This is a genomic window from Mycolicibacterium holsaticum DSM 44478 = JCM 12374, from assembly GCF_019645835.1.
Classification (GTDB): domain Bacteria; phylum Actinomycetota; class Actinomycetes; order Mycobacteriales; family Mycobacteriaceae; genus Mycobacterium; species Mycobacterium holsaticum.
The window spans coordinates 4,564,099-4,585,209 of sequence record NZ_CP080998.1 but is presented as its reverse complement, the minus strand read 5'-3'; the positions used below and the strand labels follow the sequence as shown (position 1 = coordinate 4,585,209).

At 67.4% G+C, this 21,111-nt stretch carries 24 protein-coding genes and 3 tRNA genes; 18 read left to right on the top strand and 9 right to left on the bottom strand.

Features of this window, described 5'->3' with window-relative positions; genetic code table 11:
* Position 1 precedes the first annotated feature (1 nt).
* Entirely contained in the window at positions 2-3,247 is a 3,246-nt protein-coding gene (gene recC / locus K3U96_RS22045; protein WP_220691090.1) for an exodeoxyribonuclease V subunit gamma, read from the bottom strand.
* Positions 3,248-3,293: 46 nt separating this feature from the next.
* On the opposite strand from recC, the gene K3U96_RS22040 reads away from it, so the two are divergent.
* Entirely contained in the window at positions 3,294-4,448 is a 1,155-nt protein-coding gene (locus K3U96_RS22040; RefSeq protein WP_220691089.1) for a zinc-binding dehydrogenase, read from the top strand.
* 21 nt (positions 4,449-4,469) lie between these two features.
* On the opposite strand, the gene K3U96_RS22035 is transcribed toward K3U96_RS22040, so the two are convergent.
* Positions 4,470-5,168, bottom strand: a complete 699-nt coding sequence (locus K3U96_RS22035) for a DUF3060 domain-containing protein (protein WP_220691088.1) — start codon at positions 5,166-5,168, stop codon at positions 4,470-4,472.
* A gap of 119 nt (positions 5,169-5,287) precedes the next feature.
* Here K3U96_RS22035 and K3U96_RS22030 point away from each other — a divergent pair, with 119 nt between their 5' ends.
* Entirely contained in the window at positions 5,288-6,430 is a 1,143-nt protein-coding gene (locus K3U96_RS22030; protein WP_220691087.1) for an NAD(P)/FAD-dependent oxidoreductase, read from the top strand.
* Here the strand turns inward: K3U96_RS22030 and K3U96_RS22025 are convergent.
* The 7 genes from K3U96_RS22025 to K3U96_RS21995 form a co-directional block, all read right to left on the bottom strand.
* On the bottom strand, positions 6,408-7,373 hold the full coding sequence (locus K3U96_RS22025; RefSeq protein WP_220691086.1) for a magnesium transporter CorA family protein: 966 nt from the start codon (positions 7,371-7,373) through the stop codon (positions 6,408-6,410). The genes K3U96_RS22030 and K3U96_RS22025 overlap by 23 nt on opposite strands.
* A 6-nt stretch (positions 7,374-7,379) precedes the next feature.
* Positions 7,380-8,081: a crotonase/enoyl-CoA hydratase family protein gene (locus K3U96_RS22020; protein ID WP_220691085.1), complete on the bottom strand. Its 702-nt coding sequence runs from the start codon at positions 8,079-8,081 to the stop codon at positions 7,380-7,382.
* Between the two features lie 122 nt (positions 8,082-8,203).
* Complete coding sequence (locus K3U96_RS22015; RefSeq protein WP_230982552.1) at positions 8,204-9,154, bottom strand: phospholipase effector Tle1 domain-containing protein; 951 nt, start codon at positions 9,152-9,154, stop codon at positions 8,204-8,206.
* An 88-nt stretch (positions 9,155-9,242) separates the two neighbouring features.
* Positions 9,243-9,923 (bottom strand): glycoside hydrolase family 25 domain-containing protein, encoded by a 681-nt coding sequence (locus K3U96_RS22010; RefSeq protein ID WP_069406317.1) that lies wholly within the window; start codon positions 9,921-9,923, stop codon positions 9,243-9,245.
* 3 nt (positions 9,924-9,926) lie between these two features.
* Positions 9,927-10,478, bottom strand: a complete 552-nt coding sequence (locus K3U96_RS22005; RefSeq protein WP_084223392.1) for a DUF4352 domain-containing protein — start codon at positions 10,476-10,478, stop codon at positions 9,927-9,929.
* Positions 10,479-10,487: 9 nt separating this feature from the next.
* On the bottom strand, positions 10,488-11,204 hold the full coding sequence (locus K3U96_RS22000; RefSeq protein ID WP_220691083.1) for an MBL fold metallo-hydrolase: 717 nt from the start codon (positions 11,202-11,204) through the stop codon (positions 10,488-10,490).
* 20 nt (positions 11,205-11,224) lie between these two features.
* Positions 11,225-12,088: an NYN domain-containing protein gene (locus tag K3U96_RS21995; RefSeq protein WP_069406319.1), complete on the bottom strand. Its 864-nt coding sequence runs from the start codon at positions 12,086-12,088 to the stop codon at positions 11,225-11,227.
* 351 nt (positions 12,089-12,439) lie between these two features.
* On the opposite strand from K3U96_RS21995, the gene K3U96_RS21990 reads away from it, so the two are divergent.
* From K3U96_RS21990 to K3U96_RS21915, 16 genes are all read left to right on the top strand, one after another.
* Positions 12,440-12,512: transfer RNA gene (locus K3U96_RS21990), tRNA-Thr, on the top strand.
* 32 nt (positions 12,513-12,544) lie between these two features.
* Positions 12,545-12,618 (top strand) — tRNA-Met (locus K3U96_RS21985).
* Positions 12,619-12,654: 36 nt separating this feature from the next.
* A complete protein-coding gene (gene rpmG, locus K3U96_RS21980) occupies positions 12,655-12,822 on the top strand; it encodes a 50S ribosomal protein L33 (RefSeq protein WP_003929651.1) in 168 nt (55 codons plus the stop codon).
* A gap of 75 nt (positions 12,823-12,897) precedes the next feature.
* A complete protein-coding gene (gene hadA, locus K3U96_RS21975) occupies positions 12,898-13,377 on the top strand; it encodes a (3R)-hydroxyacyl-ACP dehydratase subunit HadA (protein ID WP_220691082.1) in 480 nt (159 codons plus the stop codon).
* A complete protein-coding gene (gene hadB / locus K3U96_RS21970) occupies positions 13,364-13,792 on the top strand; it encodes a (3R)-hydroxyacyl-ACP dehydratase subunit HadB (RefSeq protein ID WP_069406321.1) in 429 nt (142 codons plus the stop codon). The genes hadA and hadB overlap by 14 nt, the downstream gene beginning before the upstream one ends.
* A gap of 2 nt (positions 13,793-13,794) precedes the next feature.
* Complete coding sequence (hadC, locus tag K3U96_RS21965) at positions 13,795-14,331, top strand: (3R)-hydroxyacyl-ACP dehydratase subunit HadC (RefSeq protein WP_069406322.1); 537 nt, start codon at positions 13,795-13,797, stop codon at positions 14,329-14,331.
* Between the two features lie 146 nt (positions 14,332-14,477).
* Positions 14,478-14,550: transfer RNA gene (locus K3U96_RS21960), tRNA-Trp, on the top strand.
* A gap of 67 nt (positions 14,551-14,617) precedes the next feature.
* A complete protein-coding gene (secE, locus tag K3U96_RS21955; protein ID WP_069406323.1) occupies positions 14,618-15,055 on the top strand; it encodes a preprotein translocase subunit SecE in 438 nt (145 codons plus the stop codon).
* A 28-nt stretch (positions 15,056-15,083) separates the two neighbouring features.
* Positions 15,084-15,926 (top strand): transcription termination/antitermination protein NusG, encoded by an 843-nt coding sequence (gene nusG / locus K3U96_RS21950; RefSeq protein WP_069406324.1) that lies wholly within the window; start codon positions 15,084-15,086, stop codon positions 15,924-15,926.
* Between the two features lie 69 nt (positions 15,927-15,995).
* Positions 15,996-16,424, top strand: coding sequence for a 50S ribosomal protein L11 (gene rplK / locus K3U96_RS21945; RefSeq protein ID WP_069406325.1), 429 nt, complete (start codon positions 15,996-15,998; stop codon positions 16,422-16,424).
* A gap of 99 nt (positions 16,425-16,523) precedes the next feature.
* Positions 16,524-17,231, top strand: a complete 708-nt coding sequence (rplA, locus tag K3U96_RS21940) for a 50S ribosomal protein L1 (RefSeq protein ID WP_069406326.1) — start codon at positions 16,524-16,526, stop codon at positions 17,229-17,231.
* A gap of 54 nt (positions 17,232-17,285) precedes the next feature.
* On the top strand, positions 17,286-17,621 hold the full coding sequence (locus K3U96_RS21935) for a WXG100 family type VII secretion target (RefSeq protein ID WP_220691081.1): 336 nt from the start codon (positions 17,286-17,288) through the stop codon (positions 17,619-17,621).
* Positions 17,622-17,627: 6 nt separating this feature from the next.
* Positions 17,628-19,250, top strand: a complete 1,623-nt coding sequence (locus tag K3U96_RS21930; protein ID WP_230982243.1) for an alpha/beta hydrolase — start codon at positions 17,628-17,630, stop codon at positions 19,248-19,250.
* A complete protein-coding gene (locus K3U96_RS21925; RefSeq protein ID WP_230982242.1) occupies positions 19,247-19,870 on the top strand; it encodes a hypothetical protein in 624 nt (207 codons plus the stop codon). Before K3U96_RS21930 ends, K3U96_RS21925 begins: the two co-directional genes overlap by 4 nt.
* Positions 19,871-20,020: 150 nt before the next feature.
* Positions 20,021-20,497, top strand: a complete 477-nt coding sequence (locus K3U96_RS21920) for a hypothetical protein (protein WP_230982241.1) — start codon at positions 20,021-20,023, stop codon at positions 20,495-20,497.
* Between the two features lie 225 nt (positions 20,498-20,722).
* Complete coding sequence (locus K3U96_RS21915; RefSeq protein ID WP_220691080.1) at positions 20,723-20,968, top strand: DUF732 domain-containing protein; 246 nt, start codon at positions 20,723-20,725, stop codon at positions 20,966-20,968.
* Positions 20,969-21,111 lie beyond the last annotated feature (143 nt).

Below are 21,111 nucleotides of genomic sequence, written 5' to 3'. Positions count from 1 at the left end.
CTCATTGCAGCGCCTGCAGCATCGGCAGCCACAACCGGCGCGCATACGTGTCCAGGCCGCGTGACACCAGATCCTTCAACCACGCGTTCTTACCGAACGCGCGCTGGTAGGCCGGCTCGGCGTCCTCGCCGGGGTAGCGGTCCGAGCGCCACCGGTAGCCGGCGTTGCGTTCCGCGTCGCGGTGAGCGTGTACGGCCTCGGCCCACGCGAACGACGTCTTGACGGGCAGCGGCAACGGTGCTCGCCTGCCCTCGTCGTACATCGCCACCAGATCGGCCAGCAGCTCGACCGCCGACGACGCGGGCCTGCCCATCACCTCGACGCGCGGGGTGGTGCCCCGCCTTGGCCTGCCGACCGACACCGCCGCCCAATCGCGCGACGGGGCGTGGGCGAACAACGCCAACAACCGAATCCACGGCTGCAGCAGATGTCGCCCGTCGAGCTTGGAGTACGTCGCCGACACCAGCCGGTCGCCGTAGACGGGCGAGACGGTGCCGGTGAGCCGGCGTCCACCGCCGACGTCGATGTCGACGTCGACCGCGCGGGGTTCGGCGCTTTGGTACGGTCGGGTCGCTTCGGCGATCAGCGCTGACTGCTCACAGATGGCATTGGCTGTGCGCCAACCCAATTGGCCGGGCGGTAGGGTGCCCCGTCGCCATTCGACGTCTTTGGCCTGTCGAGGGTCCATGCCGCGCAGCATGTCCTGCAGCATCCGGTCGCCGACCGTCCACTCCTGCAGCGCGTCGATGTCGACGGGCATGGCGTCCTCGACGCCGTCGACCTCCCACGGCAGCGTGTACTCCAGCGCCCGGAAGAAGCCCTTCACCGGGTCGCGGAAGAAGCCGACCAGGTCGGCCAGCGCGACGTCGCCGGGCGGGACAGCGGGCAGCGGTCCGGAAATGAACGACGGCCGTTCGGCCCGCTCGCCGCCGCGGGTCTGCGCGGCCCGCAGCACCGTGGGGTCGAACGTGAAGGAGCGTTGCGGGATCAGTGCACCGGGGATGACGTTGCGGGTGTCGAACGGCTGCAGCGGATGTTTGACCACGACAGCGTCGCGCACCGGGTTCCGAGCGGTGTGGTCGAGCGTGTCGAGCAGTTCGGCCAGCGGCACCGCGGGCGGGCGTTCCTGCCCGGAGTACTCGTTGGCGCCGGTGTAGGTGATCACCAGCGTCTCGGTGGCCGCGCCGATCGCGTCGAGCAGCAGTTGCCGGTCCTCCGAACGGATGTCGCGCTCACCGGTCATCGGGTCGCGGGCCAGCGCGTCGTCGCCGTCGACGATGCCGCGCCGCGGGAACACCCCGTCGTCCAGGCCGACCAGGCACACCACCCGGTGCGGCACCGAACGCATCGGCACCATGGTGCATACGGTCAGCGTGCCGGTGCGGAAGTTGGCCCGGGTCGGCCGCCCGGCCAGGTGGCGCTGCAGCAGCGCGCGGATGTCGGGTAGCCGCAGCACGGTGTCGGCGCGGGAACCGGCGGTGCTGAGTACGTCGCCGAACTCGCGCTGAAGCTGGCTGATCTGCCAGGCGTCGTCGTCGCCGACGTCGGTGAGCAGTTCGATGCCGTCGGCCAGCGCGCTCAGCCAGTCTTTCAACGGCCGTGCGCCGGTGAGGGATTCGACGACGTGCTGCAGCCGGTGCACGTATTCGGCCAGCTGCCCGGCCAGCTCGACACGGTTGCTGCTCACGTCGTCGAGCGGCAGCGTGGTGGCGATCCAGGTCTGTGAGTCATCGGACATCGCCACCCCGGCCAGCACCCGGTCGATGCCGAAACGCCAGGTGTTCTGGACGAAGTCGACACCGAACGGCTGGCGGTGTTCCTGGTCGAAACCCCAGCGGATGTTCGCCTGGCGCACCCAGCGGGTGATGTCCTCGAGTGCGTCGTCGGTGAACCCGAACCGGGCCCGCACCGGCGCGGCGTGCGCGAGGTTGAGCACCTCGCTGGAGGTGGCGCGCCCCCCGGCGAGCGCCAGCAGCTGTGACGCGACGCCCAGCAGCGGGTTGGTCTGGGTGAGCGCACGGTCGGCGAGTTTGACGCGTAGCCGATGCGCCGGATGCACGCCCTTGATCATGTCGCCGAGGCCGAACCCGGCGACGATCAGCGGCGCATAGGTTTCGATGTCGGGGCACATGACGAGGATGTCGCGCGGTTCCAGCGTCGGATCGTCGGCGAGCAGTCCGAGCAGCACTTCGCGCAGCACGTCGATCTGGCGGGCCGGACCGTGGCAGCTGTGCACCTGCACCGAACGATCAGATGCGTTGTGTACCCGACCGTTCGGGTGCAACGCGTTGGCGGTGATGTCGGCCTGCAGCCAGCCCAGCAGGGTGTCGGGCCGGTCGGGGCCGGGTAGGTACTCGTCGGTGTGGGCGTCGCCGGGCAGGCTGCGCTGCAGCTCGCGCAGGTCCCGGCCGAGGGTGGCCAGCAGCGGGTGGTCGACTTCGCGGTGGCTGGTGTCGAGGCGGCGGGGCAGCTGCCCGTGCACGCCGCGCAGCGACGACCACAGCCGGTCGCTGGGATGCGGCAGCCACAGGTGAAGCTCGTGGTGAGCCGAAAGCGCATGCAGCAGTTCGATCTCGGTGCTGGGCAGCCGGGTGTGTCCGAACAGCGAGATCCGCTGCGGCAGGTCGGTGGGGGACTCCTCAAGCCTGGCAATGGTTTTGGCGTGCCGGACGTGGGGTGGGTCGGCGGCGACGTTGTCGAGCAGGGCCCGCCACAGCGGCGGCTGCCACTGCAGATCAGGGGCGACGTCACCGGCGGCACCGTTTTCCCAGTCGACCAGCAGCTGCGGACGCTGCCGGGCGTAGGAGGCGAACAGCCCGGCCAGCCTGCGCGCCACCGCGTAGCGCCTGCCCTGCCGCAGCTCTTGTTCCTCGCCGGTCTCGAAGTGACCGAGGTGGGTGGCCAGCGGTTTGCACCAGGCCTCGGCGCAGCTGGCGTCGATCACCTCCAGCAGCGGCCACACCATCGCATCCGGCGCCCACGGGTCGTCGGCCCTGTTGTCCAGGCCGAGCAGCTCCGCGATCAACGAACGCGGGTTGCGAAACGCGATCCCCGCACACACGCCGTCGTCGCCGTTTGCGCGGCCCAGCATGTGGGAGAGCCGCTGGCTGAGCCACCGCTCGACACCCTTGGCAGGCACGATGACCAGTTCCTCGGCGAACGGATCGGCCAGCGGTTCTGACAGCAGCGCACCGAGCCCGTCGGCGAGGAGGTCGGTGCGTTCAGCCCGATGGATATGCAGAGCCATTTGACCGCCACCCTAGGACGCCGCCCGCGCGGATAGGCTCGGACAGGTGAAAACCGTCGTCTGCACCAACGCGAACCTGCACGTCGTCGATCAGCCCACCCCGATCCCGGGCAAGGGTCAGCTGCTCATCGACGTGCTGCGGTGCGGCATCTGCGGCTCGGATCTGCACGCGCGCCACCACATGGACGAGCTCGCCGACGTGATGGCCGAAACCGGCTACGACGAGTTCATGCGCTCCGATCAGCAGGTGGTGTTCGGCCACGAGTTCTGCGGCACGGTCGTCGACCACGGTCCACGGACCCGCAAGGCCCCCAAGCCCGGCACGCTCGTCGTCGCAATGCCGCTGTTGCGCCGCGGCGCGGACGTGCACGGCATCGGCCTGACGGCCAAGGCGCCCGGCGCGTACGCCGAACAACTGCTCGTCGAACAGGCCCTCGCGTTCCCGGTGCCCAACGGGCTGCCCGCCGACGTCGCCGCGCTCACCGAACCGATGGCGGTCGGCTGGCACGCCGTGCAGCGCGGCGACGTCGGCAAGGGTCAGGTCGCCATGGTCATCGGCTGCGGGCCGATCGGGCTGGCCGTCATCCTGGCGCTGAAAGCCAAGGGGGTGCGCACGGTGATCGCCAGCGACTTCTCGGCCGGGCGTCGGGCGCTGGCGACCCGGTGCGGCGCCGATATCGTCGTCGATCCCGCACAGGAGTCGCCGTTCTCCGGGGAACACGGATTCCTCGAATCATTCACCGACGCAGGCGATCTTGCGCTGAGCACGATCGAGAAGCTGGACAAGCTGCGGCTGCCGTGGTGGCATGTGTGGCGCGCCGCCGACAAGGTGGGGGCCACCACACCCAAGCATCCGGTCATCTTCGAATGCGTTGGGGTGCCGGGCATCATCGAGAGCGTCATCAGCAGCGCGCCGGTGTTCTCCCGCGTGGTGGTCGTCGGAGTGTGCATGGGCGCCGACCACATTCGCCCGGCGATGGCGATCAACAAGGAGATCGACCTGCGCTTCGTGCTCGGCTACACGCCGCTGGAATTCCGCGACACGCTGTATCTGCTGGCCGACGGCAAGATCGACGCCGCGCCGCTGATCACCGCGACCGTCGGGTTAGCAGGAGTCGAGGCCGCGTTCGACGCGCTGGGCGACCCGGAGGCGCACGCCAAGATCCTGATCGATCCGGCAAGTTCCGCGGACGCGCCGTAGCCGGATCCGACGGCGGCCGCCTCAGCCCTGTGCGACCGAGTTCCGCGAGGAGACGTCGATCTCGGGCTCACCGAAGTGGTAGATCACGCCGTTGTCGAACCCTGAAACGGTGATGGCGTCGGCGCTGTCGAGGCTGACCTGGTTCTCGACGCCGGACACCGTGACCATCGCGCAGTGCCCGGTGATCGTGACGGTGTTGTTGACGCCGCTGACGTTGATCTCGCTGTCGTCGCACTCGACGGTCTTCGTGCCGTCCACGCCTGCGACGCTCAGCTTCCCGCCCGGCGGCGCCGTCACCACCGACTCGTTGCCGGGCAGCATCGGCTCGACCGCGGGAATGTCGATGTCGGGCACCTCGACGGCGGGGCCCGGATCCAGCAGGCCGCCCCCACCGGCCACCCCGGTACCCACCCGGGCCGGTGTCTCGGTGCTCATATTCCACACGATCGCCCCGACAACGCCGAACACCGCAAGCACACCCACCGCGATGATCCCGAAGATCAACCCGACCGGCACCCCGTGGCGCGGGCCCTGCGGGTAGGACACCCCGAACGGCGGCGCGCCATACGGCGACGCGCCGTCGGGGTTCGGGTAGGCCGGCGGCGGCATCTGCGTCGGTTGCGTCGGCTGGGTGGTGCCCAACTCGACCGCCCCGGGCCCCGACCGCATCTGCTCGAGCTGGCGGATGCGCGCCTCGGGGTCGTCGTCCTGCGGGTTCATCTCGCAGATATTGGCACACTCCGGTTTGCCGCGGCGAGATTGCGGTAACTCGGCCCGCTGGATCCGTGCTCGACGGTTGACCTGGCGTGCTCCGCGGCCCAACGGGGTACCCACTCGCTGTGGTGGCACCAGGTTTCATCGCCATCGGCAGCGGCCCTGCCGGGGTGAGCGCGGCGGAGACGTTCCGCGCCAAGCACCCCGACATCCCGGTGCGCATCCTGACCGACGACCCCGCGCTGCCGTATGCCAAGCCCCCGCTGAGCAAGGGCTACCTGTGCGGGCGGGAAGGCAAACACGACCTGCACAGCGCCGCCTGGTTCGCCCGCAACCGCGTCGAGTTGGTCCGCGGTATCACCGTCGCCGCCATCGACGTCGAGCGCCAGCAGGTCGTCACGGTCGGCGGCAGCCGATACCCGTACTGGCACCTCGTCATCGCCTCCGGCGCCACCGCGGTACGACCCGACATCCCCGGGGCCGAGGCGGCGCTGCGCCTGCGCTCGTTCGCCGACGCGGTTGCGTTGAAGATGGCCGCCCGCTACGCCGACTCCGCCGTCGTGATCGGCGCCGGCCTGATCGGCTGTGAGGCCGCCGCCTGCCTGGCCGAGCAGGGCGTGGCGACGACGCTGGTGGCCGCCGAACCCGTACCGCTGCACCGCCGCTTCGGTCTGGAGGCCGGTGAATATGTCGCAAAAATGCTGTCGGACAACGGTGTCCGCTTCGCCGGTGAGACCACCGTGATCGGCATCGACGACACCGGCGTGCTGCTGGGCGGCGGTGAGGCCATCGACGCCGACGTCGTCGTGACGGCCACCGGCGTGCGGCCCGAGGTCACGCTGGCCCGTGCGGCGGGGCTGGTGATCCGCGACGGACGCATCGTCGTCGACGAGCACATGCGCACCTCCGCGCGCAACGTGTACGCCGCCGGTGACGTCGCGCTGGCCCAAAACACCACCGCCGGCAGGCACATCCCCGCCGAGCACTGGCGTGACGCTGCCCAACAGGGCTACGTCGCCGGGCTCACCGCGGCCGGTCTCGACGCGTGCTGGGACAGGGTGCCCGGGTTCTCCTGCACGATCGGCGATTACGTGCTCAAGTACCGTGGCTGGGGCGTCGATTACGACGACAGCAGGCTCGTCGACCACCACAACGGCTTCACCGTCTGGTACGAGGCCGACGGCAACCTCGTCGCTGCGCTCACCCTCAACGCCGACGACGACCTGCGCCGCGCCGAGCAGATGCTCACAGCCAATCGCGGCGTTTGAAGTTGATGTACAAGACGACCACGAGCAGCACGACGATGACGCTGCTCGTCACAAAGCCCCCGACCGTGTCGATGCCGGGATACGTCACGTTCTGGCCGTAGAACCCGGTGATCGCCGTCGGCACCGCGATGATCGCCGCCCACCCGGTGAGCTTCTTCATCACCGTGTTCAGCCGGGCGTCCTGCAGCGAGAGGTGGGTCTCGAACACCGTGGTGATCATGTCGCGCAACGACTCTGTCCACTCCGACACCCGCAGCACGTGGTCATAGAGGTCGGCGTACAGCGGGTCGAGTTCGGGCGCGGTCTTGGCGTCGAGGCGGCGATGCTGGATCGCGTTGACCACCTCACGCATCGGCAGCACCACCCGCCGCAGCTTCACCAGATCCTTGCGCAACTGAAACGTGCGGCGCTGCAGCCCGGCCTGCGGCATGTCGGCGAACAGTTCGTCCTCGATGCCCTCGATGCCGTCGTCGAGTTGCTGAACCGCATCGAAGTGCCCGTCGACCACGACGTCGAGCAGCCCGTGCACCAGCGCCCCCACCCCATACTCCTGGCCGCCGAGCTCGTCGAAACGCTGTGACACCTCGTCGATCTCGAAAAGCGGCGCCAGCCGTACGGTGATCAGCCCGCGCGGCAGCACGAACCCGGAGATGCGATGGGTCTGGATCGTCGACTCGTGGCACGAGACCGCGTAGACGGTGAAGAACGTGTGCGTGTGGTAGGCAACGGCTTTGGTGCGTTCGGCCTCGGCGATCGCGTCCTCGACCGCCCAGGTGTTTAACCCGATCTCCTCGGCCAGCTCCTTGAACGTCTCGTGGTCTGGGTCGTAGATGTCGCACCACACCAGCGCGTCATCCTCGGCCAGATAGTCCGAGATCGATGCGAAGTCGAAGTCGTCCTGCGGCTTGCCGCCGCGCCACACCCGGCCCCGGATCTTTTTCACGTCGGCCTAGCCGAGACTGAATTCGGTTGCTAAACCGTCGATCCCGGCACGGATCGCGGCCAGCGCGGATTCGCGCGCCTTCATCTTGGTGGCCAGGTGCGCGCCCGCGTGGATCCCCGCCGCGGCCCCGGCCGCCACCTCTTGCGCGCGGGCCAGCACCCGATCGGCGTCGACGACCTCGTCGAGCCACCCGCCCGCGAGGGCCTCGTCGCCGGCGAACGTCGCGGCCATCGAGGCGCCGCGCTGAAACACCGCGGGGGTCAACCGCATCCGCATGATCTCCAGCGCAGCGATCGGGATCGTCATGCCGATCGCCACCTCGATCGCCTGGCACTTCGACTTCGGTTGGCCGACCCGGTGATCACCGGACAGCAGCAGAAACGATCCCATCGCGATCGCGGGCCCCGTCGCCGCCATGACGACCGGCTTGGGAAACGTCAGGCACCGCACGGCCAGCTCGAAGCCGCCGGTCAGCATCCCGAGGCCGGCCTTCGCGTCGCCGGACTGAAACACCGAGAGGTCGAAACCGCCGCTGAACACCCGCTCGTTGCCGGCCAGCACGACGGCCTTGGCGGTGTCCTTCTCCGCGCGGTCCAGGGCGTCGTTGATCGCCGCCTGCATCGTCGGGCCGAGCACGTTGACCTTGCCGTCGTCCATGGTGATGGTCGCCACCGATTCGGTGAGGTTATAGCCAACGGCGCTGGTCATCGATTCTCCTTCGGGCGGCGGGGTCTCTCGACACGGATGCTAGCGCCGAACGTGACCGCGGGGTCGTCGCGCACCGGGTTTCGCGACCGTGACCGCTGTCCCGGCGCAAGAAGGCGCAACGGTCAAGACGCGAGCTTGCCGATCCGCAACAGGCGCTCACCGCGGGCCAACCACTCCGGATCCGCCCACGTCACCCGCGCCGGCAGCCGCCGCCAGTACTCCGGATGCGTCCGCAAATAGATGTCCAGGCTGCTGTGCACGGCCGCGTCGTCAGGCAGCCTGCGCATCGCCAGCCGGTGCGGGCCGCCCGCCACCGCGTCGCACTCGGTGGGCGCCGCCAGCACATACCGCAGCGACGGGGACACCCCCAGCCCGGCCCGCAGGGCGCCGTCGAGCATCCAGTCGAACGTGATCGCCGCCAGCGGTGCGCAGGCACCCGGCTCACCGGTGACGTCGCAGTGCGTGCCGCGGAACCAGACCTCCTCGATGCGCTGCGACGCCGACCCGACAAGCCGCTCGCCGGGCAGCCCGTCGATCGCGACGGCGTGACGGCCGAGCCGGACGTTGTGCAGCGGCGCGGGCGTCGTGCGGCGCGTGAAGCCGGGGATCTTCAGGGTGTCCCACACCCCCAGGAACCAGACCGGAACCGCGACCTCATGCCGTTCGGACAGCCCGGCCGCGATGCCCGCCACCCGCTGCCAGTCCTGCGGCGTGCGCTCGGTGCGCGGCGCGGCGTACGCGTCGAGCACGTAATCCATCAGGTCGGGAAGTACCCCGACGGTGCCGAGCAGCCGGGTCAGCGTCTGCGCGCAATATGCCGCGCGCCCGGCGCCGAACATGAAGATGCGGTCCCCGGGTTCCCAATGCTCGACCAAAAAGCGGTATCCCTGCGCGATGGCCGCCCTGGCCTCCCCGGCGGTCGCCGCGCGCCGGTGCAAGCCGTGCGGCGCCGACGAGCCGCTGTGGTGCCAGCAGAGTTGCTCGTCACCCTCGACAAGCAGATGCAGCAAGCGTTGCAGGTTGGTCGCCCCCCGCTGTGCCGGATGGCCACCTAAGCGGTCGAAACACAACACGAGCTTTTTCACGAAGCCCCCCACGGCTCGGATCGGTGCTCTTGGCTCAGTTTGCCCGGCAAAGCGGGCGATGTCCATGCGCGTTTCGCTAGAAGCACGGATTTCTGCGACAGATCTTCGCATTCTGGATAGTCGGTGCTGCGGAATCCGTCGCGGGCACCCCGCATGCGCGGGCGAAATCCTCCGGGGTGAGCCCGTCGGCGGAGTTGATGTCGCAGGGGCCGAACGGCGGCGCGCCCTCGGGCAGCCCGCCGCCGTGGCCCGAGCCGTCGGTGTACTGGTGGGCCACCTTGCCCGGATACGGCGGGTTGTGCCCGTAGCCCGCGACCACCAGCCGGATGCCCGGCGGCTTGTGCGGCCACAGCGTGTTCAGGTCGTCGACGTTGCCGTAGCCGATCACCTTCGCCGTGGTGCCCACGTACGCACCCACCGCCTCGTAAGCGGCGTTGATACCCGCCGAGCGGTCGCCGCGGATCTGGCCGCCCCATGATTCGACGTCGAGCATCACCGCCATCTTCGGATGCGGTGTGCCGACCTGGGCGATGAAGGTGTCGACGGTCTGGCGCCAGTTGGGCCGCCACACGAAATATCCGATGAAAAACGTCAGCCGGCCGCTGTCGACGGCGCGTCGACACCACGCATAGTTGTTGTGCCACTGGTGATCTCGATGCGTGCCGTCGTTGGACCGGATGCACAGCACGCGGTGCGGGTAGCTGTCGTCGACGCCGACCTGCCATTCGGAGACGTCGGCATAGAGGGTGTCGGGCACCGATTACGACAGCGCCAGCTCGACGCCGGAACTGACGGAGTCGGCGTGCAGTTCGACGACGGCAGGCACCGTACCCGCCGGCACGGTGAACGCCAGCGCGACGTCGGCCTTACCGCCCGGCACCAGCTCGGCGACGCCGCCGCCGAGTGCGGAGGTCGCCTCGTCGTCGACGTGGTAGACGGCGCCGTCTGCCTTGAGGGTCTGGTAGCTGCCCAGGAAGGTGGCCGGTTCATCGCCGACGTTGGTGACGGTCAGGTTGACGACGACGTGCTCGCCGACCGCGTCGACCTCGAAGCCGCGCACAGTGAACGTCATGGCGCCGTCGACGCCTGCGTCCACGGGAGCCGACGTCGGCGGGGCGACCCAGCCGCTGGACGCGATTGACCTTGTAGGCGTTTCGGTTTCGGTGCTATCGGAAGCGACGAACGCGGTCGTGTTGATGAACAACCCGTAGATGACGACGAGCGCCAACACCGCCAGAAGGCCCGAACACGCCACCGTGTATCCGATGACGAGCCTTCGGATGCCTGTGTCCGTCGGCGGGGACGTGGTCATCGCAGCGGATCAGCCACCCATCAACATTCGCCACTGGTCGAGGTTGCTCGCCCGGTACACGTAGTTGGTCCGGCGCACCTCCGAGAGCGAAGCGCTGGGCTCCATCGAGTACCAGTGCCCGGGAAACACCGTCGGGTCCCCGGACAGTTTGGCCAGCGCCTGCAGGCTGCGGAACATGTCGTCGACGTTGCCGCCGGGGAAGTCGGTGCGCCCGCAACCCTCGAGGAACAACGTGTCTCCGGCGACCAGGCGCCCGTCGAGCAGGAAGCACTGGCTGCCCGGCGTGTGCCCGGGGGTGTGCAGCAGCTCGATGTCGAGGTCGCCGACCTTGACGACGTCGCCGTGCTGATGCTCGGTGAGCTCGCTGCGCGCGATCCCGGTGACCTTCGAAACCCAGTCCGCCTCAAGGCTGTTGACGTGGACGGGTACGCTGCTGCGCTCCAGCAGCTCGGCGAGGCCCTTGAGCTCGAAGCCCATCATCGAGCCGCCGACGTGGTCGGGGTGGTGGTGGGTGACCAGCACCCCGGACAGGTGCATGCCGTCGGCTTCCAGGGCGTCGACCAGATCGCCGGCGGCGTACGCGGGATCCACGACGACGGTGTCGCCGGTCTGGCGGTCGCCGATCAGGTAGGCGAAGTTGCGCATCTGCTGGGCCATCACGTCGCCGGCCGCGAAGTCGCGACCCGACAACAGCTGACGGAAGTAGAGGCGGTCATCGGTAGCCATGGGGCCAGCGTATCGGCGGCTCACTCGCTGTTGCGCAGGCGGACCATCCGGATGGTGCTGCTCTCGTCGAGTTCGGCGATTTCGCTGCGTGAGCGGAGGAAGTCGCTGAACGAGCGAAAGCCCAGCGACTTCTCCGAAAACGACGGGTCCATGCGCTTCATCTGCGCCTTGACCGCCGAGTTGTGCAGCCAGTCGGCGTCGTCCTTCTCATGGCCGATGCGCAGCGCGCGCTCGAGCAGCGCCGTCGCAGCGACCTGCGGGTCGGGGGCTTCGGGCTCCTGGTCGGCGTCGGCCTTGGTGCGTCGACGCTTGGGCGCCTCGGCGGGCTCCACCGGGGTGACCCCGGGCAGCGCGTCGTAGGAGACGTATTCGTCGCACGCGGCGGTCAGCGAGCGGCTGATGGAGCCGGTGATGCCGATGCCGACCACATAGCGGCCGAGACGTTTGCAGCGCTGGGCGAGCGCGATGTAGTCGGAGTCGCCGGCCACGATCACGACGTGGGTGAGGTCGGGCAGCCGGAACATGTCCTCGACGGCGTCGACGGCCAACCGGATGTCGGCGCCGTTCTTGCCGTACGCGGCAGCCGGAAACAACTGGACGAGGTCGACGGCGCGGCCGACCAGTTGGTCGCGGTAGTCGGCGTTGACGTCGGCCGACCAGTCAGCGTAAGCCCTGGTCAGCACCAGGGTGCCGAAGGACGACGCGAAGTCGATGATGGCGCTGACGTCGACGCGGGCCTGGCCGAGGCGGCCCGGGTTCTTGTGGAAGCCGGCGGCCTTGTCGCGCTGAAACGAGTTCCGCCCGTGGACCTGGTCGTAGCGCGAGATCACGATGTTGTCGAAGTCGAGGTACACCGCCACGCGCGCCACATCGGTATCGGTCACGTGTCCGTCCTATCACCCGGCGGCGGTGTTCGGGTGTGATGCCGCGGGCCCGACCCCGGGGATGGTGCGGGCGGCCCGGGGGGAATGGGCGCGAAGTTGCCAAGCTATGCGCGAATTTTTCGCTCAACTACTACCGGACCCAGTAACTACCGCGAATCTTTCGCTCAGAGCTTGGCACTTGGGGAGGTGTCCCCGGAGAGCGCGGGCCCCGGAGCGGGCGGGCCCCGGAGCGGGCGGGCCCCCGGAATAGTCCGCCTCAACGCGGCCGCACCCAGCGGTTTGGCGCGCCAATCGGGGAGAATGTACCCTCTTTAAGGCCCGCGGTACGGTTGCGGGTCTCGAAGCAGGCAGGCCCCCTTAGCTCAGTCGGCAGAGCGTTTCCATGGTAAGGAAAAGGTCAACGGTTCGATTCCGTTAGGGGGCTCGGTGGACCGCCCCGGGCGGCGGCGCCGGTAAGGCGGTGTAGCTCAGCTGGTTAGAGCGCACGACTCATAATCGTGAGGTCGGGGGATCGAGTCCCCCCACCGCTACAAGAGCACGACAAACGCGTAAAGAAGGACAGAGAAGTGGCCTCCAGTACTGACGTACGGCCCAAGATCACCTTGGCCTGCGAGGTGTGCAAGCACCGCAACTACATCACCAAGAAGAACCGTCGCAACGATCCCGACCGGCTCGAGATCAAGAAGTTCTGCCCGAACTGCGGCAAGCACCAGGCCCACAAAGAGTCGCGGTAGGCGATCGACTTCCGGCCCGGCGCGGCGCGGCAGCTGCAGAAAGCGCCCGGCCTGACTAGGTAGGTTCACCGAAGCGTGTCTCTGTCAGAGCGGATCGTCGGGATGCACTATCGCTATCCCGACCACTATGTCGTGGGCCGCGAGAAGGTGCGTGAGTACGCAACCGCGGTCAAAAACGACGACGCGGCGTTCTTCGACGAAAAGGCCGCTGCCGAGCTGGGGCATATCAACCTGCCCGCGCCGCTGACGTTCACCTCGGTGCTCGGCTACATGGCCCAGGTGGCGTTTTTCGAGCACGCCAACGTCGAAATCAAGGACGCGAAGATCGTCCAGGTCGACCAGGTGCTCAAGTACATGAGGCCGATCTTTGCCGGCGACAAGCTCTACTGCGATGTCTCGGTGGACTCCGTGCGGCAGGCCCACGGCACCGACATCATCGTGCTCAAGACCGTCGTCACCAACGAGAACGGTGACGTGATGCAGGAGACCTACACGACCCTCGCGGGCCGTTCGGGTGAAGAGGGAGAAGAGGGTTTCAGCGATGCCACTGCGTGAGTTCGATTCGGTGAAGGTGGGTGATCAGCTTCCCGAGAAAGTGATCCCGCTGACACGGCAGGACCTGGTGAACTACGCCGGGGTCTCGGGCGACCTGAACCCGATTCACTGGGACGACGAGATCGCCAAGCAGGTGGGCCTGGACACCGCCATCGCGCACGGCATGCTGACCATGGGTCTGGGCGGCGGATACGTCACCTCGTGGGTGGGTGACCCGGCCGCGGTCACCGAGTTCAACGTGCGTTTCACCGCCGTCGTGCCGGTGCCCAACGACGGCGTCGGCGCCGAGATCGTGTTCAATGGCCGCGTGAAATCCGTTGAGCCAGAAACGAAAACCGTCACGATCGCGCTGTCGGCCACCGCAGGCGGGAAGAAGATCTTCGGCCGCGCCATCGCGACCGCGAAGCTGGCGTAGGTATGGCTCTCAAGATCGATATCCGGGGAATGGTCTGGAAGTACCCGGACACGTTCGTGGTGGGCCGCGAGCAGATCCGCCAGTACGCGCACGCGGTCAAGTCCGCCGATCCGGCTAGCATCGACGAACAGGCCGCCGCGGAGCTGGGTCACGACAAGCTGATCGCGCCGCTGACCTTCATGTCGATTTTCGCGGTGATGATCCAGCGGCACTTCTTCCAGAACGTCGACATCGGCATGGAAACCATGCAGATCGTCCAGGTGGATCAGAAGTTCAAGTTCCGTCGGCCGATCCAGGACGGCGACGAGTTGACCGGCGTGATGTATATCGAGACGGTCGACGAACGCTTCGGCGCCGACATCGTGACCACCCGCAACGTGCTCACCGACCCGCAAGGCGAGATCGTGATGGAGTCGTTCACCACGCTGATGGGCCACGAAGGCGACAATTCGATCTCGGTGAAGTGGGATCCGGAGACGGGGCAGGTGGTGCGCACCGCCGTCGCCGAGAACGGCCGCAACGGTCAGGATGCGGATTAGTAACTGACACGGGTGGCGCGCTACACTCGTAACTCGGGGTTTTCCCAGTCCAGCGCGCTGTCCATCGGTTTTCGATCAACCGAACGGGGAGCGCGCGAATTGTGTGAGCCCCGGACTGGATGGTTCTGCCTGCCGTGCCATCCTGAAGGGGCGTAGCTCAACTGGCAGAGCAGCGGTCTCCAAAACCGCAGGTTGCAGGTTCAAGTCCTGTCGCCCCTGCTCAACTGGATACTCGACAAGTGTGGACACTGGATAGTGATCACATGACACAGACGAAAGGCATGCGGTGAGCGATTCCGAGCCGGCACGCCCTGGTTCCACCGGCGCCGGCAGTGATCCTGGCCCCGACGGCGACGGGCGGACCGCCGTGGTGACGCCGCAGCGCCCGACCGGGAAGCGGTCGCGGCGCGGTGCCGCCGCGGAAGATCAGAGCGCCGCCGTCGACCTGGCCACCGGAACCGAGGCCGCGCCGACCAAGAACGGCTCGGGGAAAAAGAAGAAGACCGCCAAGAAGCGCGGCGACGGCCCGTCTCGCAACCCGTTCGTTTTCGTCTGGACCTACCTGCAGCAGGTCGTCGCCGAACTGCGCAAGGTCATCTGGCCGAACCGCAAGCAGATGGTCAGCTACACCACCGTGGTGCTGTTCTTTCTGGCGTTCATGGTCGCGCTGATCTGGGCGGCTGACTTTGGCCTGACCGAGCTCGTCAACCTGGTGTTCGCTTGACGAGCGGAAGAAGTGAGAGGACTGACACGTGACTAGCTTCGAGGGCGACACGCCTTCGGCCGAGGCCGTCGATCTCGTCGACAACGAGACCACGGCAGCCACCACCGACCCGGCGACGGAGGAAGCCGACGTCGCCGGTGACGCCGTGAGCGACGAGGCGGCCACGCCCGCCGACGCGGCCGGTGAGGCCGAGGCCGAGGCTGAGGCGCCCGCGGCTGAGGGCACCGATGCGCCCGCCGAGGAGGAAGAAGAGGACCCGGCGGTCGCGCTGAAGAAGGAGCTGCGCCTCAAGCCCGGCGACTGGTACGTCATCCACAGCTACGCCGGCTACGAGAACAAGGTGAAGGCCAACCTCGAGACCCGCGTGCAGAACCTGGACGTCGGCGACTACATCTTCCAGGTCGAGGTGCCCACCGAAGAGGTCACCGAGATCAAGAACGGCCAGCGCAAGCAGGTCAACCGCAAGGTGTTACCGGGTTACATCCTGGTGCGGATGGAGCTCAACGACGAGTCGTGGGGCGCGGTGCGCAACACGCCCGGTGTGACGGGGTTCGTCGGTGCGACGTCACGGCCGTCGCCGCTGTCGCTGGACGACGTGGTGAAGTTCCTGCTGCCGCCCGCGACGGCGAAGAAGCCCGGCAAGGCCGCGTCGACGTCGGCTGCCGCCGCCGACACCGGCATCGAGCGGACGCCGATCGAGGTGGACTTCGAGGTGGGCGAGTCGGTCACCGTCATGGATGGCCCGTTCGCCACGCTGCCCGCGTCGATCAGCGAGGTCAACGCCGAACAGCAGAAGCTCAAGGTGCTGGTGTCGATCTTCGGCCGCGAGACACCTGTGGAACTGACCTTCAACCAGGTCGCCAAGATTTGATTTGTGTGCGTTTACGCGCGCTGAGCACAACAAAACGTACACAAGTCGCACGGAAAGCGAGAGGAAGAAATGGCCCCGAAGAAGAAAGTCATCGGGCTGATCAAGCTGCAGATTCAGGCCGGGCAGGCCAACCCCGCCCCGCCGGTGGGTCCGGCGCTCGGCCAGCACGGCGTCAACATCATGGAGTTCTGCAAGGCGTACAACGCCGCGACAGAAAACCAGCGCGGCAACGTGGTGCCGGTGGAGATCACCGTCTACGAGGACCGCAGCTTCGACTTCAAGCTGAAGACGCCGCCCGCGGCCAAGCTGCTGTTGAAGGCCGCCGGTGTGCAGAAGGGCTCGGGGGAGCCGCACAAGACCAAGGTCGCGAAGGTGACCTGGGATCAGGTGCGCGAGATCGCCGAAACCAAGAAGGAAGACCTGAACGCCAACGACGTCGAGCAGGGCGCCAAGATCATCGCCGGCACCGCCCGGTCGATGGGCATCACAGTCGAGTAGCTTGCGGATCGACCAGACCGCAGTCGAATAGTTCTTCGACACCGTGGCAGGGCTGGCATCGGCCCGAACGACCACAACTCTGAAAAGCAGGAGAATGCAATGAGCAAGAACAGCAAGGCATATCGCGAAGCCGCCGAGAAGATCGACCGCTCGCAGCTGTACCACCCGCTGGAGGCTGCGAAGCTGGCCAAGGAGACGTCGAGCAAGAAGCAGGACGCGACCGTCGAGGTGGCGATCCGGCTGGGCGTCGACCCGCGTAAGGCCGACCAGATGGTGCGCGGCACCGTCAACCTGCCCCACGGCACCGGTAAGACCGCCCGCGTCATCGTGTTCGCGGTGGGCGACAAGGCCGAGGCCGCCGAGGCGGCGGGCGCCGACGCGGTGGGCAGCGACGACCTGATCGAGCGGATCCAGGGCGGCTGGCTGGACTTCGACGCCGCGATCGCGACGCCGGATCAGATGGCCAAGGTGGGTCGCATCGCCCGGGTGCTGGGTCCGCGCGGGCTGATGCCGAACCCGAAGACCGGCACGGTGACCCCGGATGTCGCCAAGGCCGTGGCCGACATCAAGGGCGGCAAGATCAACTTCCGCGTCGACAAGCAGGCCAACCTGCACTTCGTGATCGGCAAGGCCTCGTTTGACGACAAGGCGCTGGCCGAGAACTACGGCGCCGCGCTCGACGAGATCCTGCGGGCCAAGCCGACGTCGTCGAAGGGCCGCTACCTCAAGAAGATCGTGATGGCGACGACGACGGGCCCGGGCATCCCGGTCGACCCGACCGTGACGCGCAACTTCGCCGAGGCGTAGCCGCCGCGGTTTTGGTGTCCAGGCGGGGTGGCCTGGGCCGGTATTCTGAAACGGATGTCGGGGCAGCTGCGCGCCAATTTGGCGCACTTGGACGCGTCCGCGGTGCAGGCCGACGGCCAGGCCGCGGAGCTGGCCACCGGGCACACCTGCGCGCATGGCCAGATCGAGTCGGCGCAGACCGGCTGGACGGGGCGGTCGGCGATGTCGTTGGCGAAGCGGTTGGTGCAGTGGCAGGCGGCCGACGCGGCGCTGCAGGCCCGGGTGGTCGAACATGGTCAGGCGCTGAAGTGCGCGGCGACCGAGTACGCGACGACGGACCAGCGCAGCGCCGAGCAGGTCGAGCAAGCGAAGGCGGAGGTCGAACGGCTCGCGTCCCGGCAGAACCTGTGAGCCGCCGTGACGGTGCTGACGGTCGCCGACATCGACCGGTGGAACGCCGAGGCGGTGCGCCAGGTGTTTCATGCCGCCCAAGCCAGCGCGCAGGCGTCGTTCAACACCGCTGAGGTGCTGGCGTCGCTGCCGGCGTTCGACAGCTGGGGCGGTGACGCGGCCGACGCGGCCGGGCAATCCAATGCTGAGATCCGACGCGAACTCGAGCTGAACGGCGACGAGAAGTTGGTCGTCGGGCGCGCGGCAGCCAATGCCGCGGACGGCATCGACAAGGTCAAGGCGGATCTGGCGGCGCTGCGCGATGACGCGGAAAGCCTGGGGATGGTGGTCGACCCGGTCGCCAACCGCGTGCTGCCCGGCCCGGGACTGGCGGGCGCGTCGCCGATGGAGGCCGAGCTGAAGATGATGCAGCTGCAGCCGCGGCTGGACGCGATCTTGGTGGAGGCCAACCAGGTCGACGACGAGCTGGCCCGCGCGATCGACATGGCCGACGGTGACGAGCCGATCCCGGATTTTTCGCCCGAGGCGGTGGCCGAGCCGCTGCCGGAGGACCCGCAGGAGTTCCACGAGCGCTGGGAGCAGTTGACCGAAGCCGAAAAAGACTGGCTCTACGAACAGGACCATTTCGTCGGCAATCACCCGGGCATGCCGTTCGTCGACAAGGACAAGTACAACCGGATGAATCTGGGCGAGTTGATGAGCGATACGCAGGCCGAGATCGACCGGCTGGCCCGCGAACATCCAGCGTGGGCGGCCGGTGGCAGGCCGGGCACCCCGAACCCGAATCCGCCGGCGTACCGCGAGTGGAAGCAGCGCTGGGATGCGGCGCACGCGGACATGAATCGCTATCAGGCCGTTCAGGGTGAACTGAGGTCCAACGACGGGGTTCCGCGGCTGCTCGGGTTGATCGACGAGGAGGGCCATGCGGCGGTGTCGATGGGCAATCCCGACACCGCGACGCGCAATGCGACGTTCGTGCCGGGTACCGGGCAGGACCTGACGCGGCTGGAGTTCAGCGCGCAGAAATCCGAGCAGATGTATCTGGCGGCGATGCGCGCGGACCCCAACCTGCAGGCCGGTGATGTTTCGGTCACCACGTGGATGGGATATGACCGGCCGATGAACCTGTTCGAGGCGGCGTCACCGGGGTATGCGCGCGACGGCGGCGACGACCTGGCGGCGTTCCAGGCGGGGATGCGCGCGTCGCACGACGGGGCGCCGTCGATCGATACGGTGATCGGGCACAGCTACGGCTCGACGTTGATGGGCGCGGCCGCGCTGGACGGCAATCACCTGGATGTGAATAACGTTGTGGCGGTGGGCAGTCCGGGGATTCTTGCCGATCATGCCAGTGATCTGAGCCTGGCGTCGGGGGCCAACGTGTTTGCGTCGCGCGCGGAGAACGACATGATCGGCCTCGCCACGTACGCGACGCTGGGTCCGGACCCGATGAACGGTCGGTTCGGCGGCATCCCGTTCGAGGCGGCGCCGGGGGCCGCGGGTCCGTTCGGTACACCCACGGTCGACGCGCACAGCAGTTATTGGAGCGCCGGCAACCCGGCACTGGATAACATGGGCCGCATCATTGCCGGAAGAACTGACGTCACAGCACCGACCTTCACACCATGATGCGCCGAACGCTGGTATCTGTTGCCGCCGCCGCGCTGCTCGTTGTCGTGGGTGCCGGCTGCGAGACATCGTCGTCGGAATCGGGTTCACTCGGGCCGACCACACCGTCGGGTGCCACCGCCATCCCAGGAGGTCCCATGGAGCAGTTACCGGTGCCCGCCGCGCCGAAGATCCCGACCAGCCAGCAGGAGGCGCAGGACACGGTGGTGCGCTATCTGCAGCAGACGCTGGACGCGTTGCCGACGGGCACGAGCCTGGACGGGACGCGCTACATGGTGGGGGATGGCACGGCGTATTGCGAGGACGATCCGGCCGGGCGCGACGCGCCGGTGCATGTCGAGGACTGGCGCGATATGAAGGTGCCGGCGGGGACGGACGTCAAGGCGCTGGTTGCGCAGGTGGGCGAGATCTGGGAGGGCTGGGGCTGGGATGTGCTCGAGCGCGACGGCTTCGACAAGCCGAACCGCTTCGGCTACGCCCCGGACGGCTATGTGCTGCAGGTTCAGGCGCGGCCCGAGCCGACTCAGGCGCCGTCGCTGATCGGGACGTCGCCGTGCTTTCCGGGAAATCTGCGCCAGGACGATGTGCAGCGGCCGGCGGTGTTGAACCAGAGTCGGTAGCGGGGCCGACTAGGTTCCTGTGCGATGCCTGACAGTTTGCTGGGACGTGGTTGTCAAGGGCGGGGAACGGGATGACTCCGGGCCGTAGCGGCGCCTAACCTCGGGCGGAAGCGTTTGATCGCATCATCTTCCGCGGGGGAGGGATCTCTGATGAGAAGTTGGGCTGTGCGCGTAGTGGGCGTCTTAGGTGTCGTGGCGTTTTCGCTGATGATGGTCGGGGCGGGCGTCGCGTCTGCGGACCCGTACATCGGGAAGAAGTACTCCGACGCCGCGGCGCAGATCGCCAAGCGGAAGGGTAAGCCTGTCGTCGCGACGGTTCGCGGTAGTGAGCTTGCGCAGGATGACTGCATCGTGACCAACTGGCACAAGTCGATCTTCCTCGATTCTCGCGGCAAGAACCATCGAAGCAAGGAGTACCGGCTCGATTTGAACTGCACGAATCCGGTTGCGGCTCCGGGGCATCCGGGCAACTCGGCGGTCACACCCGAAGGTGCCAAGGCGAAGAAGGATCAAACGAGGGCGGCCAGCATCACCGAGCATCCCGAGCAGTGTCAGAAGAGCGAGGCGAGCGTGAAGAACTGCGTCAACTTCTGCAAGCGCACTGGGCTGTGTCAGATCGAATCGTGACGAGGAACTTCGCCCTCAATCCTCTCAGGATGGCTGTCCTTTTTGATTCGTTGTTTTTGATTTGGAGATCACGGCTCGGTCGTTCGGTACGGTGGGTGGCGGTCGGGGCCAAACGCGCACACTAGCGTGCGACCTGGGGTATGCAGGGGGAAGAAGTTGAGAACAATTGCTTTTCGCCGTAGTGCAAGCGCTGCGCTAGCGGCGCTGCTGGTGGGGGTAGGCGCTGTGGTAGCCATCGCGCCCGCGCATGCCAGCGACGCCGACGACGAATTCATCGAACTGCTCGACATTGAGGGCGTGCCCTACTCGAACCAAACTGAGGTGATTCGCGCCGGCAAAGAATGGTGCCTCGCGCGTACCAGGCCGAACGCGAAAATGGGCCCCATGAACAACGATTTGTTGAACAAGATGGGGTGGAGCGGAAGCGAGCTGCAAGACTTCGCCCGGGCAGCAACTCGGACTTATTGCTAAAACGTTGCGGGTTCGGCTCGTTGCTGCAGGCGGTCTAATCTCTGCAACTTGTTAAGGTTGCTTGCCATTCGTAGGCAATTCGCCTCGCCGTGCACGTAGAGCCGAAGGCCCGAGTGTGCGACGGCGTGAGCTCGTGTCTCCGT